Raw genomic sequence first — 25763 nt, 5'->3', positions numbered from 1 at the left:
GTGACTGATTGCCGGAAGAGATACAAATGCAATACCAAAGGCCCAATCCCCCTTTGAGCAGCCCTCCGGGGAACAAATAGTGTCCAAATTCAAATAAAAAAGAGTAAGATAAAAGGACAGTTGCTCATTTGGCCGCTTATTCATTTTTAACCGCCCTTTATGGTTTGTTAATACAGGCATAATGCCAGCAGGTACAAAGGGCTGTTGGGTATAAATATAGTCGGGTGGCCCTGGCGGGCCATGGCAACTGGCCATGGCGCCGGGAAATGTCATTGTATTTTAAATAACATAGCTATAACACCATCCCCCAGCTATTTTTATAAACAAAAATGCAAAAGCTCAGTTGTTTGGAAATAATATTGAACAGGGAAGTAATTTTTAAAGCTGAATAATTTGGAAACGACCAAACACATAGCCATTTTGGGTGGCGGACCGGGCGGCTTATTTATGTTTAAAAGACTGGTAGATGCTGGCAGGACGGATATTGCCATCACCGTATTTGAGAAGCGAAACCGATTGGGCGCGGGTATGCCCTACAGCGCCGACGGCGCCAATGACGAACATATCACCAATGTATCCGGTAATGAGATCCCCCTGCTGGTTAGCCCGCTGTCGGCATGGATAAAAACTGTACCAAAAGATACGTTAAATAAGTTCCACATCGATCCGGCTCGTTTTAATGAATACAAGGTATTGCCGCGCTTACTGTTTGGCCAGTACCTTACCGCCCAGTTTGATATGTTGCAAAAACAGGCCGGCGAACGCGGCATCCCGTTTAAAATACATTACAGCAGCAACGTAACCGATATCATAGATTACCCCGGGCAGGAAAGGGTTTTTGTGGAAATAAACGGCGCCGAAAAATTCGCGTTTGACAGGGTGATCATCTGCACCGGGCATAACTGGCCGGTTAAGCACGAAGGAACCGTGCCCGGTTATTTTGATTCGCCCTATCCGCCCGCCAAACTCGCCCTTAAACTTAATCACCAGGTTGCCATCAAAGGCTCCTCGCTTACTGCGGTTGACGCCATTCGGACACTGTCGCGCTACAATGGTACGTTCAGCAAGCACGAAAATGGCACCCTTAGTTACCGCCTGCTGCCCGAAAGCCCAAACTTTAAAATGATAATGCACACCCGCAACGGCATGCTGCCCGCAGTGCGGTTTCACCTTGACGACTCGCACCTGTCAAATGATTCGCTGCTGACGCCTGATGAACTTGCGGCGCATAGGGCAGCTAATAACGGCTTTTTATCGCTCGATTTTGTGTTCGAGAACGATTTTAAAGCGCCTATAAAAGAAAAAGACCCTGTATTTTACGAAAAGATCAAACACCTGCGCATGGAAGAATTTGTAGCCGCAATGATGGACCTCCGCGAGCGGCTCGACCCTTTCCAGCTGTTAAGGGCCGAATATGCAGAAGCAGCAAAATCGATCAGACGCAGGGAATCGGTTTACTGGAAAGAAATGCTGGGTGTGCTTAGTTTTGCGCTAAACTATCCGGCTAAACATTTGTCAGCAGAAGATATGCTGCGGCTGCAGCATTCGCTCACGCCGCTCATCTCAATTGTTATTGCCTATATACCGCAAAGCTCAAGTGAGGAGCTGATAGCGCTGCACCACGCCGGGGTGCTTGACCTGGTTGCTGTTGGCGACGACAGCCGGGTGGAAGCAGAGAGCAGGGGCGGAGCAACTTACCGTTATACCGACGAAGAAGGCCGGGCACAGGCAAAATATTTTAAAACCTATGTAGATTGTGTTGGGCAGCCGCATTTGGATTTTGATGAATTTCAGTTTAAAAGCATGTTAAGCAAAAAAACGGTTAGCCCGGCGCGTTTAAAATTCCGCTCGACCGATGAAGCGCTCAAGGCCGTCGCTGCCAGCAAAGATGTGCTCCGGGACCAGCATGGCGACTATTACCTTAGAGTTTCGGGCATTACCATCAACGATAATTTCCAGGTGATAGATGATTACGGCGCATTTAACAACCGCATCTACATCATGGCCGTACCTTATATCGGCGGCTATAACCCCGATTATTCGGGCCTTGATTTTAGCGAGGCGGCCTCGGCCACTATCATAAAAACTTTATTGCCAAATGATGAACATGCCATCCTCAGCTGAACTAAAATTATTTATGGTGCTGCTGGGCTCAAAATCCCCCGCGCGCAATGTGGAACAGCATGATTATTTTTTTGGTATCGGCCAGGTGCTGAATGACCTGGTGCCGCAGATGCGCGCTTTCTGGCCCGGGACCGGCAATAGCCTCCATGTTGATGGCTGGCGCGAAGTAACCCGGGTAAGTGGCTTTAGGGTGGAAGTTGTATTGAAGGAGCGGGATGACTTTTTAGCTTTAAACCGGCTGTTTTTTATAAACCTGGGCGGTTACCAGGCCGATAAGCTGGAGGAACAGCATTATACCGTACTATCCGTACACAGCGACCGAGCGCAGGCAGCGCGGCACGCAAAGCAAACCTTGTTCTATAAAACCAATACCCTAAAAGGAGCCGGTTCGCATATCGACGAAAAATATGGCATTGATGTGGATGATATCTATCATATCGAAGAGATCCTGCCGCCCGGCGAAAAGGAAAAGTACCGGGTATTGCTAACGCCTGCTGAAGATGTGGCAACCGACAAAATCCATTTAGGTTATTTAAAACTGGATAAGATCAAATGACATCCGCCCAACTGTTTACACGATGGGTGGAAGAGAAACACCGCGGGCAACTGGTAAAAAAAACCACCGCCCCGTATTTTACGCACCTGGCTGCCGTTGCCGGCATGGCAGGGCCATTAATGGCGCTCGGGTACGAGACGGGTTTATGTCATGACCTTTTGGAGGATACTGAAACCACCGCAGATGAATTAACCAATACCCTGATCCTTTTCGGATACGAGCCTGAACAAGCCAGTTTTATCACCTCAACCGTTACGGAGCTGACAGATGTATATACGTCAGCGGCATTCCCCTTTCTTAGCAAAGACGAACGGAAAGAAAAAGAAGCATTGCGCCTCAGCAAAACCAGTCCCGCCGCACAAACCCTTAAGTATTGCGACCTGGCTGACAATATCAAATGGGTATTAAGGCACGACCGGAAACACGCCCTGCAATACCTTCAAAAGAAAGAACGCCTGGTAAAAAAACTTACTGCTGGTGATGCCGCAGTACGGAAGAACCTGCTCACCCTCATTCGTCATTCCATTTCCAACTTTGGGGGTAAATAAAAAGGCAGGGGTGGCCTTGCGCTATACCTGCGTTTACACAATTTAACTACTAACTGACAGATTAAAATTCAGTTAATTAGATAAATTAACTGCTTTATTTTTAATTTATTTTATGTCGTAATAATTAATTAATAAAAAATTATGGAAAATTTAATGAAAGCCTGCCGGGAGCTGATTTTTTGCCGGTAACGGCGACTAAGGTTGTCGCTTCAATTGCCGTCCGGCTGGTAAAATACCCCCCGCCACTGCCCGTTAGCGATAAAGGTTTGTGCATGTAACACGCCTGATAGCAGGCAAAGTGACGTAAGTATATGGAGTTTTTTCATATTCTATAAGTTAATTTAAAGGGACACTTTCTACGATAACGTCCCAGTGTGCCAGCACCAGTTCAAAACGCTGCTGCTCCGCTTTGGCATAGCTCTCCCGGTCCGGAAAAAGCTGTTTTTTATAAGGGTCGGCGATGCTATAATCCAATGCCAGGTGTTCATTTTTAAACGTGGTAGTCACTTTAAAGTCCCAACGGGTGTCTTCCCCGCTGTGCAGAACAGGGATTTCGGCTGTAATACGCAGCAAGTCGCCATTTTCAACCAGTTTTTTTAGCAACGGGTAATGGTTTTTTTTCCATAGTGCGATAAACTCTTCAGCATGGCCCCATTTCAGTTTATAATAGTTCTCGATGGTGAGCGGCTTGTCCTGCGCAAAAAGCGCTATACTCCAAACCATAAGCCCTGTCATTAAAATAACTTTCTTCATCATATCTTCATTAGAGGTGTGAGGGCGGATTCGAACCGCCGTAAAAGGTTTTGCAGACCCCCGCCTCGCCACTCGGCCACTCCACCGTTTGTTGCTGCCTCAGGCAGCTGCCAGCCGGAAAACTGCGGCCAGTTTTTCTGCCACCTGGTCTAGCTCGGCCCTGGTATTGAATTTACTGAATGAAAAGCGGATAGCGGTGCGCGCTGCATCTGTACCAAGCGCCTTCAATACATGCGAGGCTGATCCGCCCGAACAGGCGCTGCCTCCGGAAACGGCGATGCCCTCTGTATCGAGGTAGCGCAGCAGGTCGGTATCCGTACCGGGCAGGCTCACGCTTAATAACGTATAAAGGCTTTTATTTAAGTCGGCCGAATTGCCGTTAAACTGCACATCCGGCAATGTTTCGGTCAAACGGGTAATCAAATGGTATTTTAAGTTTTGTATGTACGAATGATCCTGTTCCATTTGCCCGTAAGCAATTTCAAGCGCTTTGGCCATACCAACAATGCCCGGGATATTTTCGGTGCCGGCGCGCAGGCCGCTTTCCTGGCCCCCGCCGTGGATAAGGCGGTTGAGCCGCTGCCCTTTGCTGCGGTACAAAAAGCCAACGCCTTTGGGGCCGTGGAACTTATGCGCCGATGCCGCCAGGAAATGAACTTTCAGCCGGCTAAGGTCGTGGCGGTAATGCCCCATAGTTTGTACTGTATCGGTATGGAACAAGGCCTGGTATTTTTCGCATAGCTCGCCGGTCTGCACGATATCGTTCAGGTTGCCTATTTCGTTGTTGGCATGCATTACCGAAACCAGGTTGCGGGTATTGGTCCGCAGCAGGTATTCCAGGTGGCTCAGATCCAGGTTGCCTTTGCCGTCATGCTTTATATAACTTATGCGGGTATGGTTTTTGGCCGTCAGTGCGCGCAGGGTTTGCAAAACGGCCGGGTGCTCAAACGGTGTAGTGATCACATGGTCGATATGGTTACAGGTAACCGCCGACACGATGGCGATATTATCCGCCTCGGTACCACCCGAAGTGAAAACGATCTCTTCAGGTAAAGCATTTAACAAACCGGCGATCGTGGCGCGGCTGGCTTCCAGTGCCTGGCCTGCCTCGCGGCCCGGCCCGTGCTGCGAAGACGCGTTACCATAGTGATTCAGAAAATAAGGGGTCATCGCTTCGAATACGTTTTGATCCAGCGGGGTGGTGGCTGCGTTATCCAGGTAAATTTTCATGTCTTGTTTTTTTATTTGCCTTTATTCCATATGCCAGAAGCCGCGCAGGGTGCAGCAATTACAAGTAGATTATACCTGGATTTTATCTTTCTCCCGGTTACAGGAGTGGAATTAGCACCTTATGTTTATAGGTTGCTAAGACGTCGCAGGGCCATTCCCTCGGTCTTTCTGGATAAATAATAAAGAACGTTTCGGGGACAAATATAAAACAATTTATATAATTCCTATGGATTTTATAGAATTAATTTGAATGGATCATTTTTTAGCCTGCATTTGCCAATAATATTTGCGCTATTTTTTGAGTATCGCTCAAACTTTTCACACAAAATCACCGGACATACAAAAATAAAATCAAAAAATATTCGGTTATGTGCTTTTACCTAATGTTAAATTAATTGTAACTTTATTTTACCAGATAATAGCTGAATAATACAACTTTAACATCACCGTTAAGCTGAAGTTAAGGCTGTATTAACATTATTCCGAGGCTGTTAAAAGCCAAAACCTAATTTGTAGTTTTAAAAATTGATTACGAATCGAGATGAGGAAGAAGATACTATTTATTACCGGGTCTATTAATCAAACTTCGCAAATGCACCAGATCTCGGAGCATTTGCACGACTTCGACTGCTGGTTTAGCCAGCTCTTCGCGGACAACAATTTTTTAAAGGGAATACTAAAATACACGCCTGTTGCCAACCATACGGTACTTGCTGATCACTTCCGGAAAAAATCAGAAAATTACCTTAACCAGTTTGGCGCCCGGATTGACCAGGGCGGCGACAGGCATCCATACGACCTGGTAGTTAACTGTACCGATATGATCGTGGCCAAAAAATTCAGACATACCAAAACCATTTGGGTGCAGGAGGGGATGATCGATAAAACCACCCTGTTAACCGGTTTGGTTAAGGCCTTAAACCTGCCGCCATATTGCTCAGGCGATACGTCGCTTAATGGTTCAACCAACGTATGCGATATTTATTGTACAGCCTCAATAGGGTATAAAAATTACCTTGCCCGAAAAGGTACTGACGCTTCAAAACTGATTGTAACCGGCATCCCAAATTACGATAACCAGCGCCAATACCTCGATAATGATTTCCCGTTGCATGACTATGTGATGGTAGCCACTACGGATATGCGCGAAACCTTTCGTTTTGAAAACAGGCCGGCTTTTATAAAGCACGCTGCGAAAATTGCTGATGGAAGGCAAATGCTTTTTAAGCTGCATCCTAACGAAAACGTGGCAAGGGCAGAAGCCGAGATAAAAAAATACGCTCCAAAAGGAAGCCTGATATTCAGCGGCGGTAATACCAGCCATATGATAGCCAATTGTTGCGAGCTGATCACCCAATATTCAACCGTTGTTTATACCGGGATAGCGCTGGGTAAAAAGGTGCATTCTTATTTTGATATTGAGGAACTTTACCGCCTGGCCCCCGTCCAGAATGGCGGTACCTCCGCAAAAAATATCGCTCAAATTTGCAGGGGGTATATTAACTTTAACGGTAAAAAGGAAGATTTTCTGAAAGGATTTACATTTAAGGCAGAAAGCGAACCTTATCTGGAGGTGCAGTATGCCTAACTATGTCAGCGTTTAATATATGATGGCAGATAATATTGTAATAGTTGTACAAGCCAGGATGTCGTCGAGCCGGTTGCCGGGGAAGGTGATGATGCCCCTATTGGGCGAAAGCCTTTTGTCGAGGATGATTGAACGGCTTAAAATGATCCGCCACAAGGCGCTGGTGGTTATTGCTACGTCTGAAGAAAGTGCCGATGATATCATTGAGCAGGAAGCTGATCGTATAGAGGTGCCCTGCTTTCGCGGCAACCTCAATAACCTGCTCGACCGCCACTACCAGGCCGGCAAAAAATATAATGCCGATACCGTTTTAAAGATCCCTTCTGATTGCCCGCTGATAGATCCTCAGATTATTGACCAGGTGCTTGATTTTTATGTTGAGCACCCCGGTGAATATGATTACGTAAGCAACCTGCACCCTGCCACTTTCCCGGATGGGAACGATGTGGAGATCATGACCATGGCCTGCCTTGAAAGAACATGGGAAGAAGCAACAAAGACCCTGGAGCTGGAGCACACCACCCCTTATATCTGGGAAAATCCTGAAAGCTTCAGTATTGGAAACGTAACCTGGGATACAGGAAAAGATTATTCCATGTCGCATCGCTTTACGATAGATTATGAAGCCGATTACCTGTTTATAAAGCGCGTTTACGAAGAGTTATATCCGGCCAGACATAATTTTTCCTGCAATGATATCATTAGCCTGCTTGAACAAAAGCCGGAAATATATGACATCAATGCCCGCTACGCGGGGGTAAACTGGTACCGTAACCATATGGATGAATTAAAAACTATTTCATCAGACCAAACAAAATTGACTTTTTGATAACATAAGTTAAATAATCAGAATTTAACTTTAAAGTTTTATTCATTATTAAATGCAAAGTTCAGCTATACCAATTGACCAGCTCGAAGCCACGGCTTTAAAAGTAAGGGAGCATATTATCAAAATGTCAACAGATGGCGGTTGCTTCGTCGGAGCATCACTTTCTGCTGCCGATTTGATTGTTTACCTGTATTCGGAATTTTTAAACATCAACCCAAATAATCTTAACGACCCCGACAGGGATTACCTGTTCCTTTCAAAAGGGCATGATGTACCCGCTTTATACGGCACCTTCGCTGAGCTTGGTTTGCTGGAGAAGGACAGGCTGAAAAACCATTTATCCCTTAACGACCATATTTACTGGCACCCCAATACGCATATTCCCGGCATCGAATTTCATTCGGGCTCTTTGGGGCATTTGCCATCGGTAGCAATAGGCGTTGCCATGGACATTAAAATAAGAGGCGGCAAAAACAAGGTGATCTGTATTATGGGTGACGGCGAGTTGAACGAAGGCACCTGTTGGGAAGCCGCGCTTGTTGCCAATGCCCATAAACTGGATAACCTGATCTTTGTGATCGACCGTAACCATTTCCAGGCCAATATGCCAACGGAGGAATTGATCCCGCTGGAGCCCCTGCATGATAAATTTACCGCATTCGGCGCAGCAGTAAAACGAATTGACGGGCATAGTTTTGAGTCCCTGCACGAAGCTTTTTCAGCCTATCCTTTTGAAACAGGTAAACTGAATGTAGTAATTGCAGATACCGTACGTGGCAAAGGATTACCCAGCATTGAACGCAGAGCCGACAGGTGGTTCTGTAATTTTAATGCCGAAGAGGTAGAAAGCCTGCTGAAGGAATTGCACGGCGAACATTTAACCAATTTAACATCTGAAACTTTAGTGGTGAGATAACATGACCTACGAAGAATTACTTACCCAAACTGCATTAGCCGATGATCGCTTTATCGTGATGACGGCCGAAAACCGCGCCCTGGTACGCAATATCCCCGGCAAACTTGGCAATCGGTTTATTGATACCGGCATAACGGAACAAACTATGATAGGCGCTGCCGCCGGCCTGGCGCTGCGCGGGCGGATCCCTGTGGTACATGCCCTGGCATCGTTTTTAACCATGCGTGCATTTGAATTTGTACGTACAGATGCAGGTGTCCCAAACCTGCCTGTAAAACTAAGCAGCTTTATTCCCGGCTTTTTATCTGATGGTAATGGCCCTACCCACCAGGCGGTGGAAGATATCTCCCTGATGCGGGGCATCCCGAATATGACTGTTTTTGCCCCCGCAGATGAACAGGACCTGGTAATGATGCTGCCCGAGATATGGAAACATCCGCATCCGTCCTACGTGCGTATCAATACCCGCAAAACAGATCATCAGCATAGCCCTTTTAAATTAGGCAAGGCCGAAATTATTTCAAAAGGCGATGATGTCACCATATTAACCTACGGGCTTTTGTTTGAACAAGCGCTTATCGCCGTTGAGATATTGAAAAACGAAGGCTTGTCGGTCGGTTTGATCAACCTGCGCAGCCTTAAACCCGTGGATGAGCAGGCCATATTGGAAGCTACCCGCGAAAGTGCTATAACCATAACGCTCGAAGATCATTTTGTTACAGGAGGCCTTTATAGCATAGTTGCCGAAGTGTTGCTAAAGCATTGCCAAACCGCCAAAGTGATCCCGATGGCATTGAAAGACAAATGGTTTAAACCATCCTTGTTACCCAATGTACTGGAGCATGAAGGCTTTACCGGCAAACAGATAGCCGAAAAAATATTGGGTTACAATACCAATGCTTATCAACCTGAAATATCAATCCCACAATTTTCTGAATAAATAAATAAGAATACCATGCCAAATTCTGTAAAATTTAACCCTGAATACCCTGATATAAGCAAATCGAACGAATTGTACCAGCGTGCGATAAAAGTTCAAAAACCGGTTACCCAAACTTTGGCAAAAGGCCCGGGACAGTTTACCAATGGCGTAGCGCCAAAATACCTGCAAAAAGGCAAAGGTTCGCATGTATGGGATGTTGACGGGAACGAGTATATCGACTTTAACTCGGCCATCGGCCCTATCTCATTAGGCTATGCTTACCCTGTTGTGGACGCAGCTATTGAAAAGCAATTAAAAGATGGCATCACTTTTTCGCTGATGCACCCGTTGGAGGTTGAATTATCGGAACTGATACAGGAAGTGATCCCCAATGCCGAAGCGGTAAAGATCTCCAAAACAGGCGCAGATGTTTGCTCTGCTGCCATACGTGTTGCCCGTGCGTTCACCAAACGCGAAAAGGTTTTTTGCTGCGGTTACCACGGCTGGCACGATTGGTATATCGGCATCACCAGCCGTAATGCCGGTATCCCTGAGGCTATCCAGAACATGACCTATACTTTTGAGTATAATGATATTGAGGCCATCAAAGCGGCGCTGGATGAAACCGTTGCAGCGCTGATCCTGGAGCCATTTATTTTCGAAGCGCCAAAACCGGGGTTCCTGAAAGAACTGGCCGAAGTATGTAAAGCAAACGGCACCCTGCTCATCTTTGATGAAATGTGGACAGGTTTCCGCATCGCTATCGGCGGCGCGCAGGAATACTTTGATGTAAAACCCGACCTGGCTGTATATTCAAAAGCATGTGCCAATGGTATGCCTATCGCCCTGCTAACCGGCCGCGCGGATGTAATGGAATTGTTTAATCACGAGGTTTTTAGCTATACCACATTTGGCGGTGAAGCACTGTCGCTGGCAGCCTGTATCGCTACCATTAATGAACTGCGTGATAAAAATGTACCGCAATACCTGGATGAAAAAGGCGGATTAATGAAAGACGGCTATAACCAGATCGCGATTGAAGCCGGGATGGATATTTATACCCGCTGCATCGGTTACAACTGCCGCTCCATGGTAACTTTTACCCCCGAAGCCGGTAACGGCCTTGAAGTAAAAACCCTGATGCAGCAGGAAATGATTAAACGCGGGGTGCTTTGGGCAGGTTTCCATAACATGTGTTACAGCCATAGCGATGAAGATATTGCCTACACACTTTCGGCATACAGGGATGTGATGCCAATAATGAAAGAGGCGATCCAAAGTGGCAACATCAAACAATATTTAAAAGGCGAAGTGCTGGAAGCAGTTTTCCGTAAAGTAAGTAACTATAATATAAAGCCGAAGACGGTGTAAGAAGTCATTGAGTCATTGGGTCATTAAGTCATTAAGTCATTGAAGAGGACAAGCAATGACTTAATGACGCGAAGCAAATGACCCAATGACCCAATGACCCAATGACGCGAAGCAAATGACCCAATGACCCAATGACGCGAAGCAAATGACTAACATATTTTCATTAAAAAATAAAACTGCTATAGTTACGGGAGCCCTTGGCTTGCTGGGTAAAAAACACTGCGAAGCTCTTGCAGAGGCCGGCGCCAATGTGGTAGTGGCGGATATGGATGAGGCTGCTTCGGAGAAGTTTGCGGCAAGTCTGGGCGAACAGCACGGCGGGCTTAAAGTAGATGTTACCAGCGAATTATCCTTAAAAACAGCCCGCGATAAAATATTAACCCGATATGGAAGCATTGATATTTTGGTGAACAATGCTGCCATTAATGATATGTTCGAGAACCCGGGGATGGCAAAGGAGCTATCGGCTTTTGAGAACTACCCACTCGATGCTTTTAAAAAATCGCTGGATGTAAATGTAACCGGGGTGTTCCTGGCCTCGCAGGTTTTTGGTACGGTAATGGCCGAACAGGGGAGTGGCAGCATCATCAATATTGCTTCAACTTATGGCATCGTTGGCCCCGATCAATCTATTTACCGGAATGAATGTGGCGAACAAACCTTTTATAAATCGCCGGTTTACCCGGTTACTAAAGGGGCGGTAGTAAATTTTACAAGGTTTTTGGCAGCTTATTGGGGCAGCAAAGGCGTACGGGTAAATACGCTCTCTCCAGGTGGCGTTGAGAACTCACAGAACGAATTTTTTGTACAGAATTATTCAGCTAAAACATTGCTGGGCCGTATGGCGCAACCCACAGATTACCAGGGCGCACTGGTTTTCCTGGCAAGTGATGCCTCGGCTTATATGACAGGTGCAAACCTGGTGGTTGACGGCGGATGGACCGCAATTTAATTAACGAACCCAATTAAACATGAACAATATGTTAGCAGCAAAACTTTCACGAATCAAATTACTCCTCACCGATTGTGACGGCGTATTAACAGACGGCGGCGTTTATTACGGCGAGGCCGGAGAAGAACTGAAAAAGTTCGATATCCGCGATGGTATGGGTGTTGAGCGCCTGCGAAACCTTGCGGGTGTAACTACAGGCATTATTACCGGCGAGCTGTCACCGTCGGTGATCAGGCGTGCGGAAAAATTAAAGATCACTGAATTGCACATCGGGGTTAAGGATAAACCATCGGTGTTTCAGGAAATCATCAGCAGGCTTGGTTTAAAACCCGAAGAAGTAGGCTTCATCGGTGATGATGTAAACGACCTGGAAATAATGCAAATGGCGGGCGTTTCATTTTGCCCGGCAAATGCTATCTTTTTTGTCAAAGATGTGGCTTCAGTAGTTTGTGAAAATAACGGCGGCAGCGGCTGTTTCAGGGAAGTTGCCGAAATGATCATTGCCGCCCGGAAAGGCGAAAAGGTCAGCAGGCAAAAAAATGAGGTGATCACCTTAAACAGCGGTATCAAGATTGGTCCCGGTGAACCTTGCTATATTATTGCCGAGATCGGTATCAATCATAACGGATCGCTTGAAATCGCCAAACAACTGATTGATGAGGCCGTAGCGGCAAAAGCGACTGCCGTTAAATTTCAGAAGAGAACCCCTGAAATCTGTGTGCCAAAAGACCAATGGGAAATTATGCGCGATACCCCGTGGGGCCGGATGAGCTACATTGATTATAAACGTAAAACCGAGTTCGGCATTGTAGAATATGCTACCATCGACCAATACTGCAAAAAGGTAGGTATCGATTGGTTTGTTTCTACCTGGGATGTGGAAGCGGTTGATTTTATGGAGCAATTTGATACCCCATTGTATAAACTGGCTTCAGCATCTTTGACAGATACACAGCTGATCAAACGGATTTTGCTTACAGGGAAGCCGTTGATGCTATCCACGGGGATGTCGACCATTAAAGAGATCGAAGACGCGATGAACCTGGTATGGTCGTTTGACAGGAATTATCCTTTGTTCATTGCACATTCTACTTCGGCTTATCCATGCAAACCCGAAGAACTGAACCTTCGGATGATCCAGACACTGGCTGCCAAATATCCGGGTGTTCCTGTTGGATACTCGGGGCATGAAACAGGCTTGGCAACAACAGTTGCCGCGGTTACCATGGGGGCAACATTTGTGGAACGCCATTTCACGCTTGACCGGGCCATGTGGGGATCTGATCATGCGGCATCAGTTGAGCCGCAGGGTTTCCAGCGCCTGGTACGTGATATCCGCGATGTGGAAATTGCCGCCGGCGATGGCATAAAAAGAGTTTATGAATCTGAACTTGGTCCGATGAAACGTTTAAGGGTTAATATTAGTGATGAATATAAGGAGAAAGCTAAGGCATAGTCTTAAGTCCGAAGCCTAAAGTCTTAAGTCCGGAGTCTAAAATATTTTATAAAAAAATATCGATTTTCGGATTTAAACTTTAGGTCTAAACAATGAGTTCATTCAGAGATTTGATTGCTTATAAAAAAGCATTTGCGTTATCAATGGAGATATTTTCAATAACGAAAAGTTTTCCAAAAGAAGAAACATATAGTCTTATTGACCAAATTAGGAGATCTTCAAGATCTGTTTTTGCATCAATAGCGGAAGCTTATAAAAAGCGAAAATACCCCAATCATTTTGTGAGTAAACTTACAGATGCGGATATGGAGAATGGGGAAACACAAGCATGGTTAGATGCCTCCCTTGCTTGTAATTATATTGATGTCGGCAAATACAATGAACTCAATAAGCAAAGCGAAGAGGTCACGTATCTCTTAATTTATATGATAAATAATCCAGAAAAATTTAAATAATAAATTAAACCAATAGTTTCTGACTTAAGACTTAAGACTCAAGACTTTCGACTTAGAATGACATTAATACAAACAACAACAACAATCCTCATCTGCTGGGTGATCTTCATCATCGCCTGGGAACGGATCTCGCCATACCGTAAGGGCTTGCCTTTCTTCAGGGAGGGTTTTTGGATTGATTTGGTATGGTATACCATTATCCAGAGTTATTTTTTGAAGATCCTGATCTTCGCATTTATCATACCGTCACTGCAAAATTTAATTCACTGGCATGGTTTCGCCTTTTTCAGAAGCTGGTCGATAACCGAACAGGTATTGTTTTTCCTGGTCACCCATGATCTGTATATCTACCTTTTCCATCGTTTACAGCATGCTAATAAGTTGCTTTGGCGCACACACGAGGCACATCATTCAGGCAAGGAAGTTGATTTCCTGGCGGGATCAAGGTCCCACGTTGTCGAAATTATCATTAATCAAACTATTGAATTCGCGCCCATCGTAATTTTAGGCGCCCATCCTGAAGTTATTCCCATCAAAGCCCTGCTTGATGCCATGTTCGGCATGTTCATCCATGCCAACGTGAATGTAAAGTTTGGGAAATTAAAATATTTCCTGAACTCGCCCGAACTGCATTTATGGCACCATGCCAATTACCGCGAGGTTTTTCACGCCAATTTCGCTACTAAGTTTTCTATATGGGACTATCTTTTTGGCACAGTTTATTTCCCCGCCCATAAACCGGGCAACCGCCGCGACAACTGGGGCCTGTATTATGATTATCCTAAAGACTATTTCCTGCAGCATGCCTTCTCTGTAAAAAGGTTCGACGAAAAAAGCTTGCTGAAATACAAATGGTTTAAATGGTATTATGAATTGCGCCCTAACCTGGTAATGGCATTGAGCAAATTTTTAGGGATCAAAAAATCCGCAAGGGTATATTATATGCACCCTGATGAATTGGAAACGGACAATACTTCATCACAGGCTACCCTTAACGAGCTTGATGGGGAGGTTGTAAATTATAACTACAAGCAGCAATGACAATATCGAGCTCCTGCTGCCTGAAAAAGCATTTCAATGCTATTGAAAATTTATATCTTGCAGCCTGTATTTAAAAATTAAAAGTATTGGCCTGGATATATTTAGTTTTAGCCGCAACCTGCGAAACCGCCTGGACCTTCTGTTTAAAGTTCATGAAATTCAGCGACCTGAAGACCTTAACCTTTACCAATTTTTATAAATGGCAGGGAGGTTTGCAGTTTTTACTCCCTTTTGTGGGTTATGTTTTATTTGGTTTGGCCAACATCTATTTTTTTTCAACCGCTATAAAACAGATCCCAACGGCAATGGCATTTGCCGTGTGGACAGCAACAACCTTAATATTCCTGAAATTATCCGAAATATTATTCTTTCACCAACGGATTTCCTGGGCCGAAGTGTTTTTTATGTTATTGATAATGACCGGAATTTTGGGGCTGAAAATTTATGCGGTACAGCCCAAATAAATTTTAATTGTAACAATTTACTTTCCTGTTCGCTCTTTACATTGTTCTGATAAAAATATTTAAGACCTTTAATTATGAAGAATTTTTATATCTCAACTTTATTCGTTTGTTTAATAGCCGGGACAGCCCTGGCCCAGCAACCGTCAACACCATCAAAAAACCCTAACGCCATAACAAAAACCCGCATTTTGCAGGTGGATTCTGCCGTAGTTACCAAACATTCAGTAAGTATAAAAGGCAAAGTTGTGCCTTATACCGCTACTGCCGGCAGTATGCCGATTTGGGATGAAGACGGGCGCCCCGTTGCAGGCGTATTTTACACGTATTATGAAAGGGATGATATTAGCGACAGGTCGACCCGGCCGCTGGTCATCTCGTTTAACGGTGGCCCCGGCACGCCGTCGGTTTGGATGGAAATAGGTTATACCGGCCCCAGAAGGTTGAATACCGATAACGAGGGTTACCCGGTGCAGCCTTATGGCATGGAAGACAATCCAAATTCTATTCTTGACGTTGCCGATATTGTTTATATCGACCCGGTAAATACTGGCTATTCAAGGATCGTAAACAAGGAAACACCCGGTTCTAAATTTTTTGGGGTGAATGAGGATATCAAATACCTGGCTGAGTGGATCAACACATTTGTAACCCGCAAAAACCGCTGGGCTTCGCCTAAGTTTTTAATCGGCGAAAGTTATGGCACCACCCGGGCCTCGGGCCTGGCGCTGGAGCTGCAAAATGCCCAGTGGATGTATTTGAACGGCGTCATCCTGGTATCCCCAACAGACCTGGGTATTGAGCGGAGCGGCCCTGTACAGGCAGCATTGAAATTGCCGTATTTTGCAGCAACCGCATGGTATCATGGTATGCTGTCACCCGAATACCAGCAAAAAGACCTTACCGCGTTTTTACCCGAAGTGGAAAATTTTACCATTAACGAGTTGATCCCCGCTATGGCGCGCGGCGGGTTTATTGACGACGCCCAAAAGAAAGATATGGCCGCTAAAATGGCAAAATACAGCGGCATATCCGTTGATGTTATTTTAGGTAATAACCTCGATGTATCCTACGACCTTTTCTGGAAAGAGTTATTGCGGGTGAAAGGATACACCGTTGGTCGGCTTGATTCACGTTATAAAGGGATCGACAGGCAGGCTTATGGCGGCAGTCCTGATTATAATGCCGAACTGGTAGCCTGGCTGCACGAGTTTACCCCGGCGATGAACATCTACCTCCGCAACGAGCTCAATTATAAAACAGATTTGAAATACAATATGTTTGGTGATGTTTGGCCATGGGATGATAAAAATGACCATACCGGCGAAAACCTGAGGCAGGCCATCGCCCAAAACCCTTACCTGCATTTATTGATCCAATCAGGCTATTATGATGGCGCCTGCGACTATTTTAATGCCAAATACAGCCTCTGGCAGCTTGACCCAAGCGGCAGGTTGAAAGACCGGTTAAAATGGGAAGGTTATAAAAGCGGGCACATGCTTTACCTGCGTAAAGAAGACCTGGCAACCGCAACAGAAAATTTAAGGAAATTTATCCAGGAATCCGTTCCGAAACCGGGTACACCTGCTAAGTACTAAGCCCTGAGTCGAAAGTCTTAAGTCGGGAGTCGGATATGACTTTCGACTTAAGACTCCAGACTTTCGACTCAGAACTAATTATTTTTCAGGCCGATCTTATGATCCGCATAATCCATTAAAAATTCATTGTCAGTAAAAAAGTTGATGCTGAAAATGGTTCTAGGGTCGCCGGTATAGGAGGGTTTTGCAACCTGCGTAATATCATTAGCGCTTGCGGTGGTGTAGGAATAACTAAACCCTTTGCCTGTTGTTATGGTTACACTGGTGTTTGTCGGAAGCTGGCTGATATTACTGGCGGCTTGTTGATTGGCAATAGTTGATATAGCGGGTGTCCCGGTATCAAACAATATCGTACCGGCAACGCTTGTGCCGTTGTAATTGATTGTAGCAGGGATATCCGGTGAATAGCCACCCTGGGAATAATACGTAAGGTTGTGCATTACAAAACCATTTATCGCAAGGTCATTGGGCACTAACCCGATGGTGAGCAAGCCTGAAACGTAAGTTCCGGTAAGGCTGAACGCCGCATTATTAAGCATAGCCAGTTTAAAGCCACTGGTTACTTCGGCAGCGGTTTTAAAATAACTTAGCGGGCTGCCAATATTACTGTTGGCAAAGCTAACGCCCGGCCCAACACCAAATACGTCATTTGAATGCGCCGGTTGCTTTTGCCCGGTAGTATTATCCACAATTTTATAATATAAGAAGATAGGGATACGGGTGGTAGTCACATTGCCGTTTTGATCGCCGATAGTTACGGGTGCATAGGCCAGGTTGCCAAACTCCTGGATCTCACTTTGTGCATTACCATAGGCTATTACTGCAGTTTGGCTTGTAATGGTAATTCCATTCACATTTACCGAGTCGCCAGCCACAGTAATGCCCGCATTGGTGATCATTGATGCAGGTATTAAACCCGTGGCATCAATGGTCATCCCGGTTGAACCGGTATCAAACACGCTATAGTAAGTGACACTTTGTGTACCTACTTTAGTGATGGGGATAAATATTCTTTTATAAATGCCGCTGTCCACTTCGTACATTCCCAGTGTTGCAATGGGTTTGGGAACAGGTATAGGTGTTGACTTATCCTTTTTACAGGATGACATCAGCAAGGTTGCTAAAAACAATCCGCACGCAAAAAAATGAAGGCAGGCAGCGTATATTTTTCTCATATTTATTCTATATCCATTAATAATAAATGTTCTAACGCTTTTTTGAGTGTAAGTGTATAGTTGGCTTTAAAAATAGGTATTATTTCGGACACCTTAAAAATTTTTAACCCAGGGGTAAACACCTTTAGCTGATATACGGGATTTCTGCATTGGGAGTTGCCGGCAATTAAAATTTAAATAACTATTCCGGAGGCCGCATATTTTGGGGTTTTCATTGGTTAAGTTTTAGTTAATAGCATACAACTATTCTCTTTAAGTAATCAATTTTACTAAATCGTGCCGGGTGCCATTACTGGTAAATGCCGCCTGCTAAATTTAAATAGTTTGACACATTTTCGGGCAATATAGCCCCTGGTTGTAATCAAGCGGGAAAAACGATTGATTAACTAATATATAAATCAGTTAATAGCTTACAATGAAGATGCAGACATTACGGGGCACTTGTTTTGTATTACAGCACTTATGATGATACTTTACATAAGAAATATGATGTGTGTTCGCTGCAAAATAATAGTTGAACTTGAGTTTGAAAAACTTGGGCTGCATTGTGCTTCTGTGGAGTTGGGGAAAGTTGAAACATTTGAGATGCTATCTGATGATCAACTTGCAGCAATTAAAAGCGCCCTATCAAAATCAGGCCTGGAATTAATAGATAATAAAAAAAGCATTTTGGCTGAAAGGATAAAAAATACGATCCTTAGTATGGTTTACAAATCAGAATGCCACGTGAAAATAAATTTCTCCAATTATTTAAGCCAGGAGTTAAAACACGATTACACCTATTTGGCCAACGTGTTTTCTGAGGAAAAAGGGATAACCATTGAACAGTATTTTATCTTCACTAAAATTGAACGGATAAAGGAACTGATCAGCTACAACGAGCTAAACCTTACCGAGATCTCGTGGAAACTCAACTATAGCAGTGTTGCTCACCTCTCTACCCAATTCAAAAAAGTTACAGGCATCACCCCATCCCTTTTCAGGCATTTTAGCAACCTCAATATTCATCGCCCTCAAATGTGTGAATTATAGAACTTTTAAAAAAAATTGTATAACATCCCCCGCAGCGTTACCCGGTAGGTTTGTACTGTCCTTAATTCCTTTCAAAATAGATTAAGAGGATTAAAGCCATAACTTATTTATCTAAATTAATTAACCATGCGAAAAACATCTACCCGAACTAACGATAGCGAGCGGGTGAGCCAAAAAGAAGGCTTCTTCAAAAAATTTCCATTTATACTGTCCCTGGTTTTATTATCAGCCGTATTTATAGCAGGTTGTAAAAAGGACAATTACAAAGGTGCTATCCAGGGTGTATGCCCGGTGGTAGTTACTACCGATCCGATGAACACAGCGGTTGACGTTGTGCTCGGCAAAGTTATTTCAGTTACATTTAATACGGCCATGCGCCCCTCATCAATCAATGGTACAACATTTACCATTATGCAGGGTTCAACCGTTATTGCCGGAACGGTAGCGCCCACCGCCAACAACGCGGTATTTACCTTCACGCCGACGGTGCCATTATTACCCTTTATTAAATATACAGGTACAATTACCACCGGGGCTACGGATACCTTAGGTTCAGCAATGACTGGCAATTATGTATGGACTTTCACTACTATTCCGCAAATAGGTGTATCATCAAACCCTGTAGCGGGCGGTATATCCGCGGGGGCTGGCACTTTTGCGCAAAGCTCGGTTGCTACTGTAGTTGCAACCCCCAACACTGGTTTTACATTTACCAGCTGGACCAATAATGGCGTTATCGTGTCTAAAAGTTCCAGCTACCAGTTTACCGTTAACGGAAACATAACATTAGTGGCAAACTTTACGCCGGTTGTAGTCGGCAATTTTGCGGTTACCCTATCCTCAAACCCTGTGGCAGGCGGTAAAACGTCAGGATCGGGCGCTTATAAGGCAGGCACGTCTGTAATTGTTGGCGCTACGCCAAATGCAGGCTACGCTTTTGTTAACTGGACAAATAACGGAAACATTGTTTCCACCAGTCCAAACTACCAGTTTATTTTGGCAGCAAATACTACGTTGGTTGCCAACTTCAGTGCTGTTCAGGCATCTCAATTTGCATTAGTGCTCTCATCAACTCCGGTTACAGGCGGAACAACATCAGGCTCAGGCTCATACAACGCGGGGACGTCGGTCACTGCTACTGCAGTCGCGAATACCGGCTATACGTTTGTAAACTGGACGAAAAACGGCTTGATAGTTTCTACCAGTCCGGCTTATACCTTCCCTTTAAGTGCAAATACAACGCTGGTAGCTAATTTCATTATTAATACTTTCACCGTGAATGTTACTGCGGTTAACGGTACGGTGTTAAAAAGTCCAAACCAATTAATTTATAACTACGGAACAGTTGTTCATCTTACAGCGACACCAAATACAGGGTACAAGTTTGCTTCCTGGAGCGGAGACGCAACGGGTGCAGCCAATCCGTTAAACATCGTTGTAAAATCAAACTTAAATATTACTGCCAACTTTAAGGTAGTGGTAAACCCACCGTTGTTAGTTACCATTTTCGGTAGTTTTGGCGGCACAGCCGGCATGACTAACCAGGGCATTAATACGGTAATAAATAACGGTGCAATTGGCAGCACAGCTGTCGCCAGCGCAATAACCGGATTTCATGACGGTTTAACCGCCGATGTTTATACCGAAACACCTTTAAATGTCGGGCTTGTAAAGGGTGGCATTTATGCAGCTCCTCCGTTTCCGGGTACAGCGCCAAAATTTGCTATGGCGACCCAGTTCCTGGCATCTGTAACAGCATTTTACATCAGCATTTCGCCTGCTAATAAGCCTGGCGGTATCGATCCGGGTGCAGGAGAATTAGGCGGGTTAACTTTAACGCCGGGTGTATACAAATCAGCAAGCGGCACTTTTAACATCACCAACGGAAACCTTACGCTTGATGCACAGGGTGATCCAAATGCTGTATGGATATTCCAGACAGCTGCGGGTTTAACGGTGGGAATTGCCGGGCCGGCAGGCGCCCGAAGTGTTAAATTAATAAATGGGGCAAAGGCTGATAATGTATTCTGGCAGGTTGGCAGTGCCGCAACTATTAATGCAGCAGGTGGCGGCGTTATGGTCGGTAATATAATTGCGAATTCGGGGGTTACTTTTTCAACCGCAGGAAACACAGTTCAGACGGTACTTAACGGACGCGCTATCTCGCTCGTTTCTTCGGTAACTATGGTAAATACCACCATTAACATGCCTTAAAATATCACATTGGGTTTCGATCCAATAATTTACCGGCCGGCTGCTGCCGGCCGGTAAATTAAAATACCAAAAACAAACAGAACCTCAATTTTAAAAGAAAAATATCATGTCACTAATAGATAAAATATCGCATAAACTTACCATCAGCTTTTTAACGGTGATTTTTATGAGCACAGCGGCCATGGCTCAAACCACGCAACCAGTATGGTGGTTTGGTGTATCAGGCGCCGCGAATTTTAATTTTTATACCGGAACAACTCAACGCCTTAATAATGCACTGATTACGCCAACACCATTTCACAAGGGTAACGGTGTTAGGCCCTATGCATCATTGCTGGTTGAATACCGCCCCGGCCCGGTATGGGGCGCAATGCTGAATGTCGGTTATGATGGCCTTGGCGCAAAGTTCGATGGTGTTGAAGCGCCGTGTAATTGCCCTGCTGACTTAACTTCAGAACTTAGTTATGTTTCCATAGAACCCAGCCTGCGTTTGGGTTTTGCCACTACAAGCCTGTATTTTTTTGCCGGGCCAAGTATAGCTATAAATGTAAATAAAGGGTTTGCTTACACGCAACTTAAGCAACCAAATACCAACGGCGATTTTAGTTCGGTACAAAATACCATATTTTCAGGCCAGGTTGGCGCCGGCTTTGACATTCCTGTTTCGGCGCCAAACAGCGAATCGAAAGTAAGTCTTTCGCCATTTATTTCTTACCACCCTTATTTTGGACAGGATCCCCGCAATATTGAGAGTTTGTCAATTACAACTGTCAGGGCCGGGCTTGCACTTAAGTTTGGAAAAGGGCATAGGGCCGTTGTAAAGGATCAGCCGGTAGCGGTGGCTGTTGCTACCCCTGTTGTAAGTGATGTTACATTTACGGTACGCGGGCCTATAAACGCCCCGCCGGTACGCCGTGTAAGCGAGACGTTCCCGGTGCTTAATGCTGTGTTTTTTGACGACGGGTCGGCAGCTATTCCGGGCAGGTACGTACTGCTGACAAAAGAGCAGGCCACCAATTTTAATGAAAACCAATTGCAAAATGCACAGTCGCCTTCCGGAACGGGCCGTTCCGCCGGGCAATTAACAGTTTATTATAATGTTTTGAATATTTTGGGCGGCCGTATGCGGGCCAATCCTGCAGCTGTTATCTCTCTTGAAGGGTCTTCTGCGCAGGGTACCAGGGATGCGCTGGCATTTGCTGAATCAATCAAACTTTACCTGGTAACTGTATTTGAAATTGACGGATCAAGGATCACCACTCACGGTAGTTTAAGGGCACATCCATCTTCAGAACATCCGGGTGGCACCAGGGAACTTGTACTTTTGGGAGCCGAAAACCGCAGGGTTGATATTGAAAGCAAATCTCCTGAGTTATTGGTTGAAGCTGGCGGCGGTATGATGAAGCCGGTTCAAATCAATACAACGCAGGAAAATCCGCTCGATTTTGAGGTGCTTTTCAATGTAGATTCAGCGCAGCAGAAAGTTAAGTCATGGTCAGTTAATGCAACGGACGAAAGAGGGAATGTTCAGCATTTTGGCCCTTTCACAGGTAACCAGCAAGGTTTGCCTGCCGCAACCATTTTAGGCGATAGCCCAAGCGGCGACTATAAAATAACGCTGCTGGCTGATTTAAATAACGGATCAACCGTTACAAAGGAAACGTCGGTTCATTTACTGCGTCCTGATCCAACCGTTACCAGTGGCTTTCGCTATAGTATTGTATTTGACTATAACAAAGCAGAATCCATCGCCCAGTATGATAAATTTTTAACTACCGTAGTAGCGCCATTGATTATTGACGGGGCTACCGTTACTATTAATGGGCATACGGATATCATTGGTGAAGAAGCTTATAACCAAAGACTTTCGGACGAGAGGGCACAGCAAACTCAAAAAATTATTGAGCGCGCAATAGCCAACTCCGGCAGGGATCATGTTAAGTTTGAAACACGCGGTTTAGGCGAAGATGCCGCAGTGTCGCCATTTGATAATAATCTTCCTGAAGAACGTTTTTACAACCGGACCGTTATTATTGATATAGTGTCGGTTAAATAAATTATTGGGTTGATTGAATTGAGTTTTATAGGTTACTTAACCCATAAATAAAACCCGGTTTAATCAACCCATAATTATTTGCGCTCAAAAAAATCGTGAGCCTTAAAAGTTATAGCGAAACCAGGAAATGCATTTCCAATTATTTGTATTAAGCGGGACTGTGACTCCAGGGACAATATGACCCAATGCTATCAGCTATAATTATTGGGGTTGTTTTAATTTATTAAATCACAATATTTTCTTCATTTATTAGTTGCCGGGATACACTTTAATCCTTTATACTAAGCACATTTTCATTTAAGTATAAGTGGTGCGGTTTTATTTAATTATAAATAAAATATTATTTCATCAATTAGTATCAACCTAAATTGGGCCAATCCTTAAAAAACATCCTCCATAAGGCCTGCAGGCCGCGTACCCTTTTAAATTAATTTCTCAAAATAAAATAGAATAACTGGCCGGATCAAATCCGGTAAATACAGGCATCGGCTTTGCAGTATACAGTTGGTTTGTTTTAGCCGGGTACAAATCCGGGAGATCAAGACTTTAAATAGTATTAAAAAATACATCATGATAAAAAAAATTGGGTTGGTTAAAAATACCCGGGCAACTCAGGGACAAAAAAGTTCCAAAAAAGTAACCTTTTTTTGTGGAACGGCTTTTCTTGCCGCATTATTGATGGCGGGATGCCAAAAAGATAACGCTACAAGTTCAACCCCGCAGGCCTCAATTACTACAACACTTACAGCCAGCACTGATGTTGATGCCAAGCCGGTTTACCTTGGCACGGCAATTAACTTTACTGTTTTAACAGAAACCGGGATTTCTACCACGGGTGTAACAGCTATTACAGGTAACATCGGTGTAAGTCCAATTTCCTCAACAGCAATAACCGGGTTTGGGTTAACAAAAGATGCATCTAATCAATTTTCAACTTCACCTATTGTAACCGGCGAAGTTTTCGCGTCCAATTATGCGCCACCTACACCGGCAAAAATGACCACTGCAATCAGTGACATGAAGACCGCCTTTACAAAAGCTAACGGGCGTATCTTTCCGGCCCCTGTTACTGAAAAATTTGCCGGCGATTTAAGCGGCAGGACTTTGCTTCCCGGTTTGTATAAATGGGGTACCGGTGTATCAATTTCAGGAGCGGGCGTTAAGCTAAAGGGCCTGGCGGATGATGTTTGGGTTTTCCAGATCGCAAAAAACCTTACCGTAGGTAATGGCGCCATCATAACCTTAGAAGGCGGTGCACAGGCTAAAAATATTTTCTGGGTAGTTTCAGGAAAGGCAACGCTTGGTACAGCAGTAAATTTCAAAGGGAATATTCTTAGTAAAACGCTTATATCAGTAAATACTGGTTCTAAAGTCACCGGCAGGCTACTTGCCCAAACGGCAGTTACTTTAATTGCGGATGATGTTCATCCCTATTAAATATATTTAGCCTCCTATTATAAGTTTGAAGCTGTCTCCTAAAAAAGGCGGCTTTTTTGTTGTCAAAAAAATAAGGTTTAAAAAACCGATTTCTCGGAAAGCCTTTATACCTGAACAAGGCGTTAATTATTTTACAAAAGAGCGTTGTTGGTGATCATATGAGTTTTAACAGGCACCGTTAAGGCGGTTAACTGGCCTCCAAAACCTTTGTGCTCAGTATCTGCTTATAAATTCCGTCCCATAAACCGATGCGTTTTTGTAGGGCGGCAACAGACGCAGCTTCAACTTCATTCCATTTTTGTTCGTCAGTTCCGCAAAGTTCAGTGGTCATTTCTAAAGCCAGGTGGCTGTGATGATCGCCGTCAACTTCAATATGGCGGTCGAGGTAGTATTTAAATTCAGAAACTTGTCCCGGGAATTTCTGGTTAAGGTCATTCACGATCGATAAAAACATATTCGGGATCAGGTCTTCCCGGCCAAAGGTGAACACGGCAGCCTGCAGGTGTGCTTTGCCGCTGTTGATCATACCGAAGGTATAAGTTACAAACTCTTTGGCAGCATCCGGCACTTCAGCTTCATCAAATGACTGCTGTATGTTCCCAGTATTTTTTAAGGCATATATAAAATTCAGAAACCTCTGCGGCTCGTACCCGCATTGCTTCATTGCATCTAAATAAAGCTCATAATGGCTTTTGCGAACGCCGTTGGCATCCACATCCGATTCTTCGCCACAAACAATTTCATTGATCAGGTATCTTGTATTTGCGGAACCCACCGGGAACCAGGGCACGCTGGTACAGGTTAAATTATTTTGAAGCGCTTTTAGCAGTGACATAAAATCCCATACGGCATAAATATGGTAATTCATAAAAACACCCAAGTCGTCAATACTATCCATTAAACTATAAACCGGGTGGTTAATGATCTGCTGCCTTAAAGGTTCAATTGCTTGCTGTATTTTTTTGATCCGGGGGTTCATCTTGTCCACTGCTTTTAAAGGCGGCAAAGGTAAAAGTTTGAGGCGGAACAAACTGGAAAATGTAATTCCG

The 25763-nt window shown here is 44.5% G+C and carries 22 protein-coding genes, 1 tRNA gene and 1 riboswitch; of the genes, 18 read left to right on the top strand and 5 right to left on the bottom strand.

Going from position 1 to position 25763, the window contains the following annotated elements; all coding sequences use genetic code 11:
• The first annotated feature begins 393 nt into the window (after positions 1–393).
• From MgSA37_RS22930 to MgSA37_RS22920, 3 genes are read left to right on the top strand one after another with little or no spacing between them, the layout of a single operon-like run.
• A complete protein-coding gene (locus tag MgSA37_RS22930; protein WP_096355389.1) occupies positions 394–2124 on the top strand; it encodes an FAD/NAD(P)-binding protein in 1731 nt (576 codons plus the stop codon).
• Entirely contained in the window at positions 2108–2680 is a 573-nt protein-coding gene (locus MgSA37_RS22925; protein ID WP_232010718.1) for a DUF1543 domain-containing protein, read from the top strand. The genes MgSA37_RS22930 and MgSA37_RS22925 overlap by 17 nt, the downstream gene beginning before the upstream one ends.
• The gene (locus MgSA37_RS22920; protein ID WP_096355385.1) at positions 2677–3228 is read left to right on the top strand and encodes a hypothetical protein; all 552 of its coding nucleotides are present in this window, start codon (positions 2677–2679) and stop codon (positions 3226–3228) included. Before MgSA37_RS22925 ends, MgSA37_RS22920 begins: the two co-directional genes overlap by 4 nt.
• Positions 3229–3564: 336 nt before the next feature.
• Here the strand turns inward: MgSA37_RS22920 and MgSA37_RS22915 are convergent, their stop codons facing one another.
• The 3 genes from MgSA37_RS22915 to MgSA37_RS22905 form a co-directional block, all read right to left on the bottom strand.
• A complete protein-coding gene (locus MgSA37_RS22915; protein WP_197706035.1) occupies positions 3565–3984 on the bottom strand; it encodes a hypothetical protein in 420 nt (139 codons plus the stop codon).
• A gap of 11 nt (positions 3985–3995) precedes the next feature.
• Positions 3996–4067: transfer RNA gene (locus MgSA37_RS22910), tRNA-Cys, on the bottom strand.
• A gap of 13 nt (positions 4068–4080) precedes the next feature.
• Complete coding sequence (locus MgSA37_RS22905; RefSeq protein WP_096355381.1) at positions 4081–5211, bottom strand: cysteine desulfurase family protein; 1131 nt, start codon at positions 5209–5211, stop codon at positions 4081–4083.
• Between the two features lie 79 nt (positions 5212–5290).
• Positions 5291–5390, bottom strand: a riboswitch (SAM riboswitch).
• A gap of 362 nt (positions 5391–5752) precedes the next feature.
• Here MgSA37_RS22905 and MgSA37_RS22900 point away from each other — a divergent pair.
• From MgSA37_RS22900 to MgSA37_RS22850, 11 genes are all read left to right on the top strand, one after another.
• Positions 5753–6799 (top strand): hypothetical protein, encoded by a 1047-nt coding sequence (locus MgSA37_RS22900; protein WP_096355379.1) that lies wholly within the window; start codon positions 5753–5755, stop codon positions 6797–6799.
• A gap of 19 nt (positions 6800–6818) precedes the next feature.
• Positions 6819–7628: a cytidylyltransferase domain-containing protein gene (locus MgSA37_RS22895; RefSeq protein WP_096355377.1), complete on the top strand. Its 810-nt coding sequence runs from the start codon at positions 6819–6821 to the stop codon at positions 7626–7628.
• A gap of 52 nt (positions 7629–7680) precedes the next feature.
• Entirely contained in the window at positions 7681–8544 is an 864-nt protein-coding gene (locus tag MgSA37_RS22890; protein WP_172885362.1) for a transketolase, read from the top strand.
• 1 nt (position 8545) lies between these two features.
• Positions 8546–9484 carry a transketolase family protein gene (locus MgSA37_RS22885; RefSeq protein WP_096355375.1) on the top strand — a complete coding sequence of 313 codons (939 nt, stop codon included), beginning with the start codon at positions 8546–8548 and terminating at the stop codon, positions 9482–9484.
• Positions 9485–9499: 15 nt separating this feature from the next.
• On the top strand, positions 9500–10837 hold the full coding sequence (locus MgSA37_RS22880; protein WP_096355373.1) for an aminotransferase class III-fold pyridoxal phosphate-dependent enzyme: 1338 nt from the start codon (positions 9500–9502) through the stop codon (positions 10835–10837).
• A 145-nt stretch (positions 10838–10982) separates the two neighbouring features.
• Positions 10983–11789 (top strand): SDR family oxidoreductase, encoded by an 807-nt coding sequence (locus tag MgSA37_RS22875; protein WP_096355371.1) that lies wholly within the window; start codon positions 10983–10985, stop codon positions 11787–11789.
• Between the two features lie 28 nt (positions 11790–11817).
• Positions 11818–13245, top strand: a complete 1428-nt coding sequence (locus tag MgSA37_RS22870; RefSeq protein ID WP_183475847.1) for an N-acetylneuraminate synthase family protein — start codon at positions 11818–11820, stop codon at positions 13243–13245.
• A 92-nt stretch (positions 13246–13337) separates the two neighbouring features.
• Entirely contained in the window at positions 13338–13700 is a 363-nt protein-coding gene (locus MgSA37_RS22865; RefSeq protein ID WP_096355369.1) for a four helix bundle protein, read from the top strand.
• A 57-nt stretch (positions 13701–13757) separates the two neighbouring features.
• Positions 13758–14741: a sterol desaturase family protein gene (locus tag MgSA37_RS22860; RefSeq protein WP_096355367.1), complete on the top strand. Its 984-nt coding sequence runs from the start codon at positions 13758–13760 to the stop codon at positions 14739–14741.
• Between the two features lie 86 nt (positions 14742–14827).
• Positions 14828–15205, top strand: a complete 378-nt coding sequence (locus tag MgSA37_RS22855; protein WP_096355365.1) for a DMT family transporter — start codon at positions 14828–14830, stop codon at positions 15203–15205.
• A gap of 74 nt (positions 15206–15279) precedes the next feature.
• The gene (locus MgSA37_RS22850; RefSeq protein WP_096355363.1) at positions 15280–16800 is read left to right on the top strand and encodes a S10 family peptidase; all 1521 of its coding nucleotides are present in this window, start codon (positions 15280–15282) and stop codon (positions 16798–16800) included.
• Between the two features lie 74 nt (positions 16801–16874).
• Here MgSA37_RS22850 and MgSA37_RS22845 read toward each other — a convergent pair whose 3' ends face one another.
• Positions 16875–17975 (bottom strand): hypothetical protein, encoded by a 1101-nt coding sequence (locus tag MgSA37_RS22845; protein ID WP_096355361.1) that lies wholly within the window; start codon positions 17973–17975, stop codon positions 16875–16877.
• 462 nt (positions 17976–18437) lie between these two features.
• Between MgSA37_RS22845 and MgSA37_RS22840 the strand changes: the two genes are divergently transcribed.
• The 4 genes from MgSA37_RS22840 to MgSA37_RS22825 all read left to right on the top strand — a co-directional run bounded on the left by MgSA37_RS22840 (position 18438) and on the right by MgSA37_RS22825 (position 24714).
• Positions 18438–19007 (top strand): helix-turn-helix domain-containing protein, encoded by a 570-nt coding sequence (locus MgSA37_RS22840; RefSeq protein ID WP_311732855.1) that lies wholly within the window; start codon positions 18438–18440, stop codon positions 19005–19007.
• A gap of 126 nt (positions 19008–19133) precedes the next feature.
• The gene (locus MgSA37_RS22835) at positions 19134–21221 is read left to right on the top strand and encodes an InlB B-repeat-containing protein (RefSeq protein ID WP_157750690.1); all 2088 of its coding nucleotides are present in this window, start codon (positions 19134–19136) and stop codon (positions 21219–21221) included.
• A gap of 106 nt (positions 21222–21327) precedes the next feature.
• On the top strand, positions 21328–23277 hold the full coding sequence (locus tag MgSA37_RS22830; protein ID WP_096355359.1) for an OmpA family protein: 1950 nt from the start codon (positions 21328–21330) through the stop codon (positions 23275–23277).
• Between the two features lie 570 nt (positions 23278–23847).
• A complete protein-coding gene (locus MgSA37_RS22825) occupies positions 23848–24714 on the top strand; it encodes an ice-binding family protein (RefSeq protein ID WP_197706034.1) in 867 nt (288 codons plus the stop codon).
• A gap of 187 nt (positions 24715–24901) precedes the next feature.
• Here MgSA37_RS22825 and MgSA37_RS22820 read toward each other — a convergent pair whose 3' ends face one another.
• Complete coding sequence (locus tag MgSA37_RS22820) at positions 24902–25693, bottom strand: DUF3050 domain-containing protein (RefSeq protein WP_096355357.1); 792 nt, start codon at positions 25691–25693, stop codon at positions 24902–24904.
• Positions 25694–25763 lie beyond the last annotated feature (70 nt).

It is taken from the genome of Mucilaginibacter gotjawali, from assembly GCF_002355435.1.
GTDB lineage: Bacteria > Bacteroidota > Bacteroidia > Sphingobacteriales > Sphingobacteriaceae > Mucilaginibacter > Mucilaginibacter gotjawali.
Note: the sequence above shows the minus strand (reverse complement) of the source record. Positions and strands in the feature narration are given on the sequence as shown.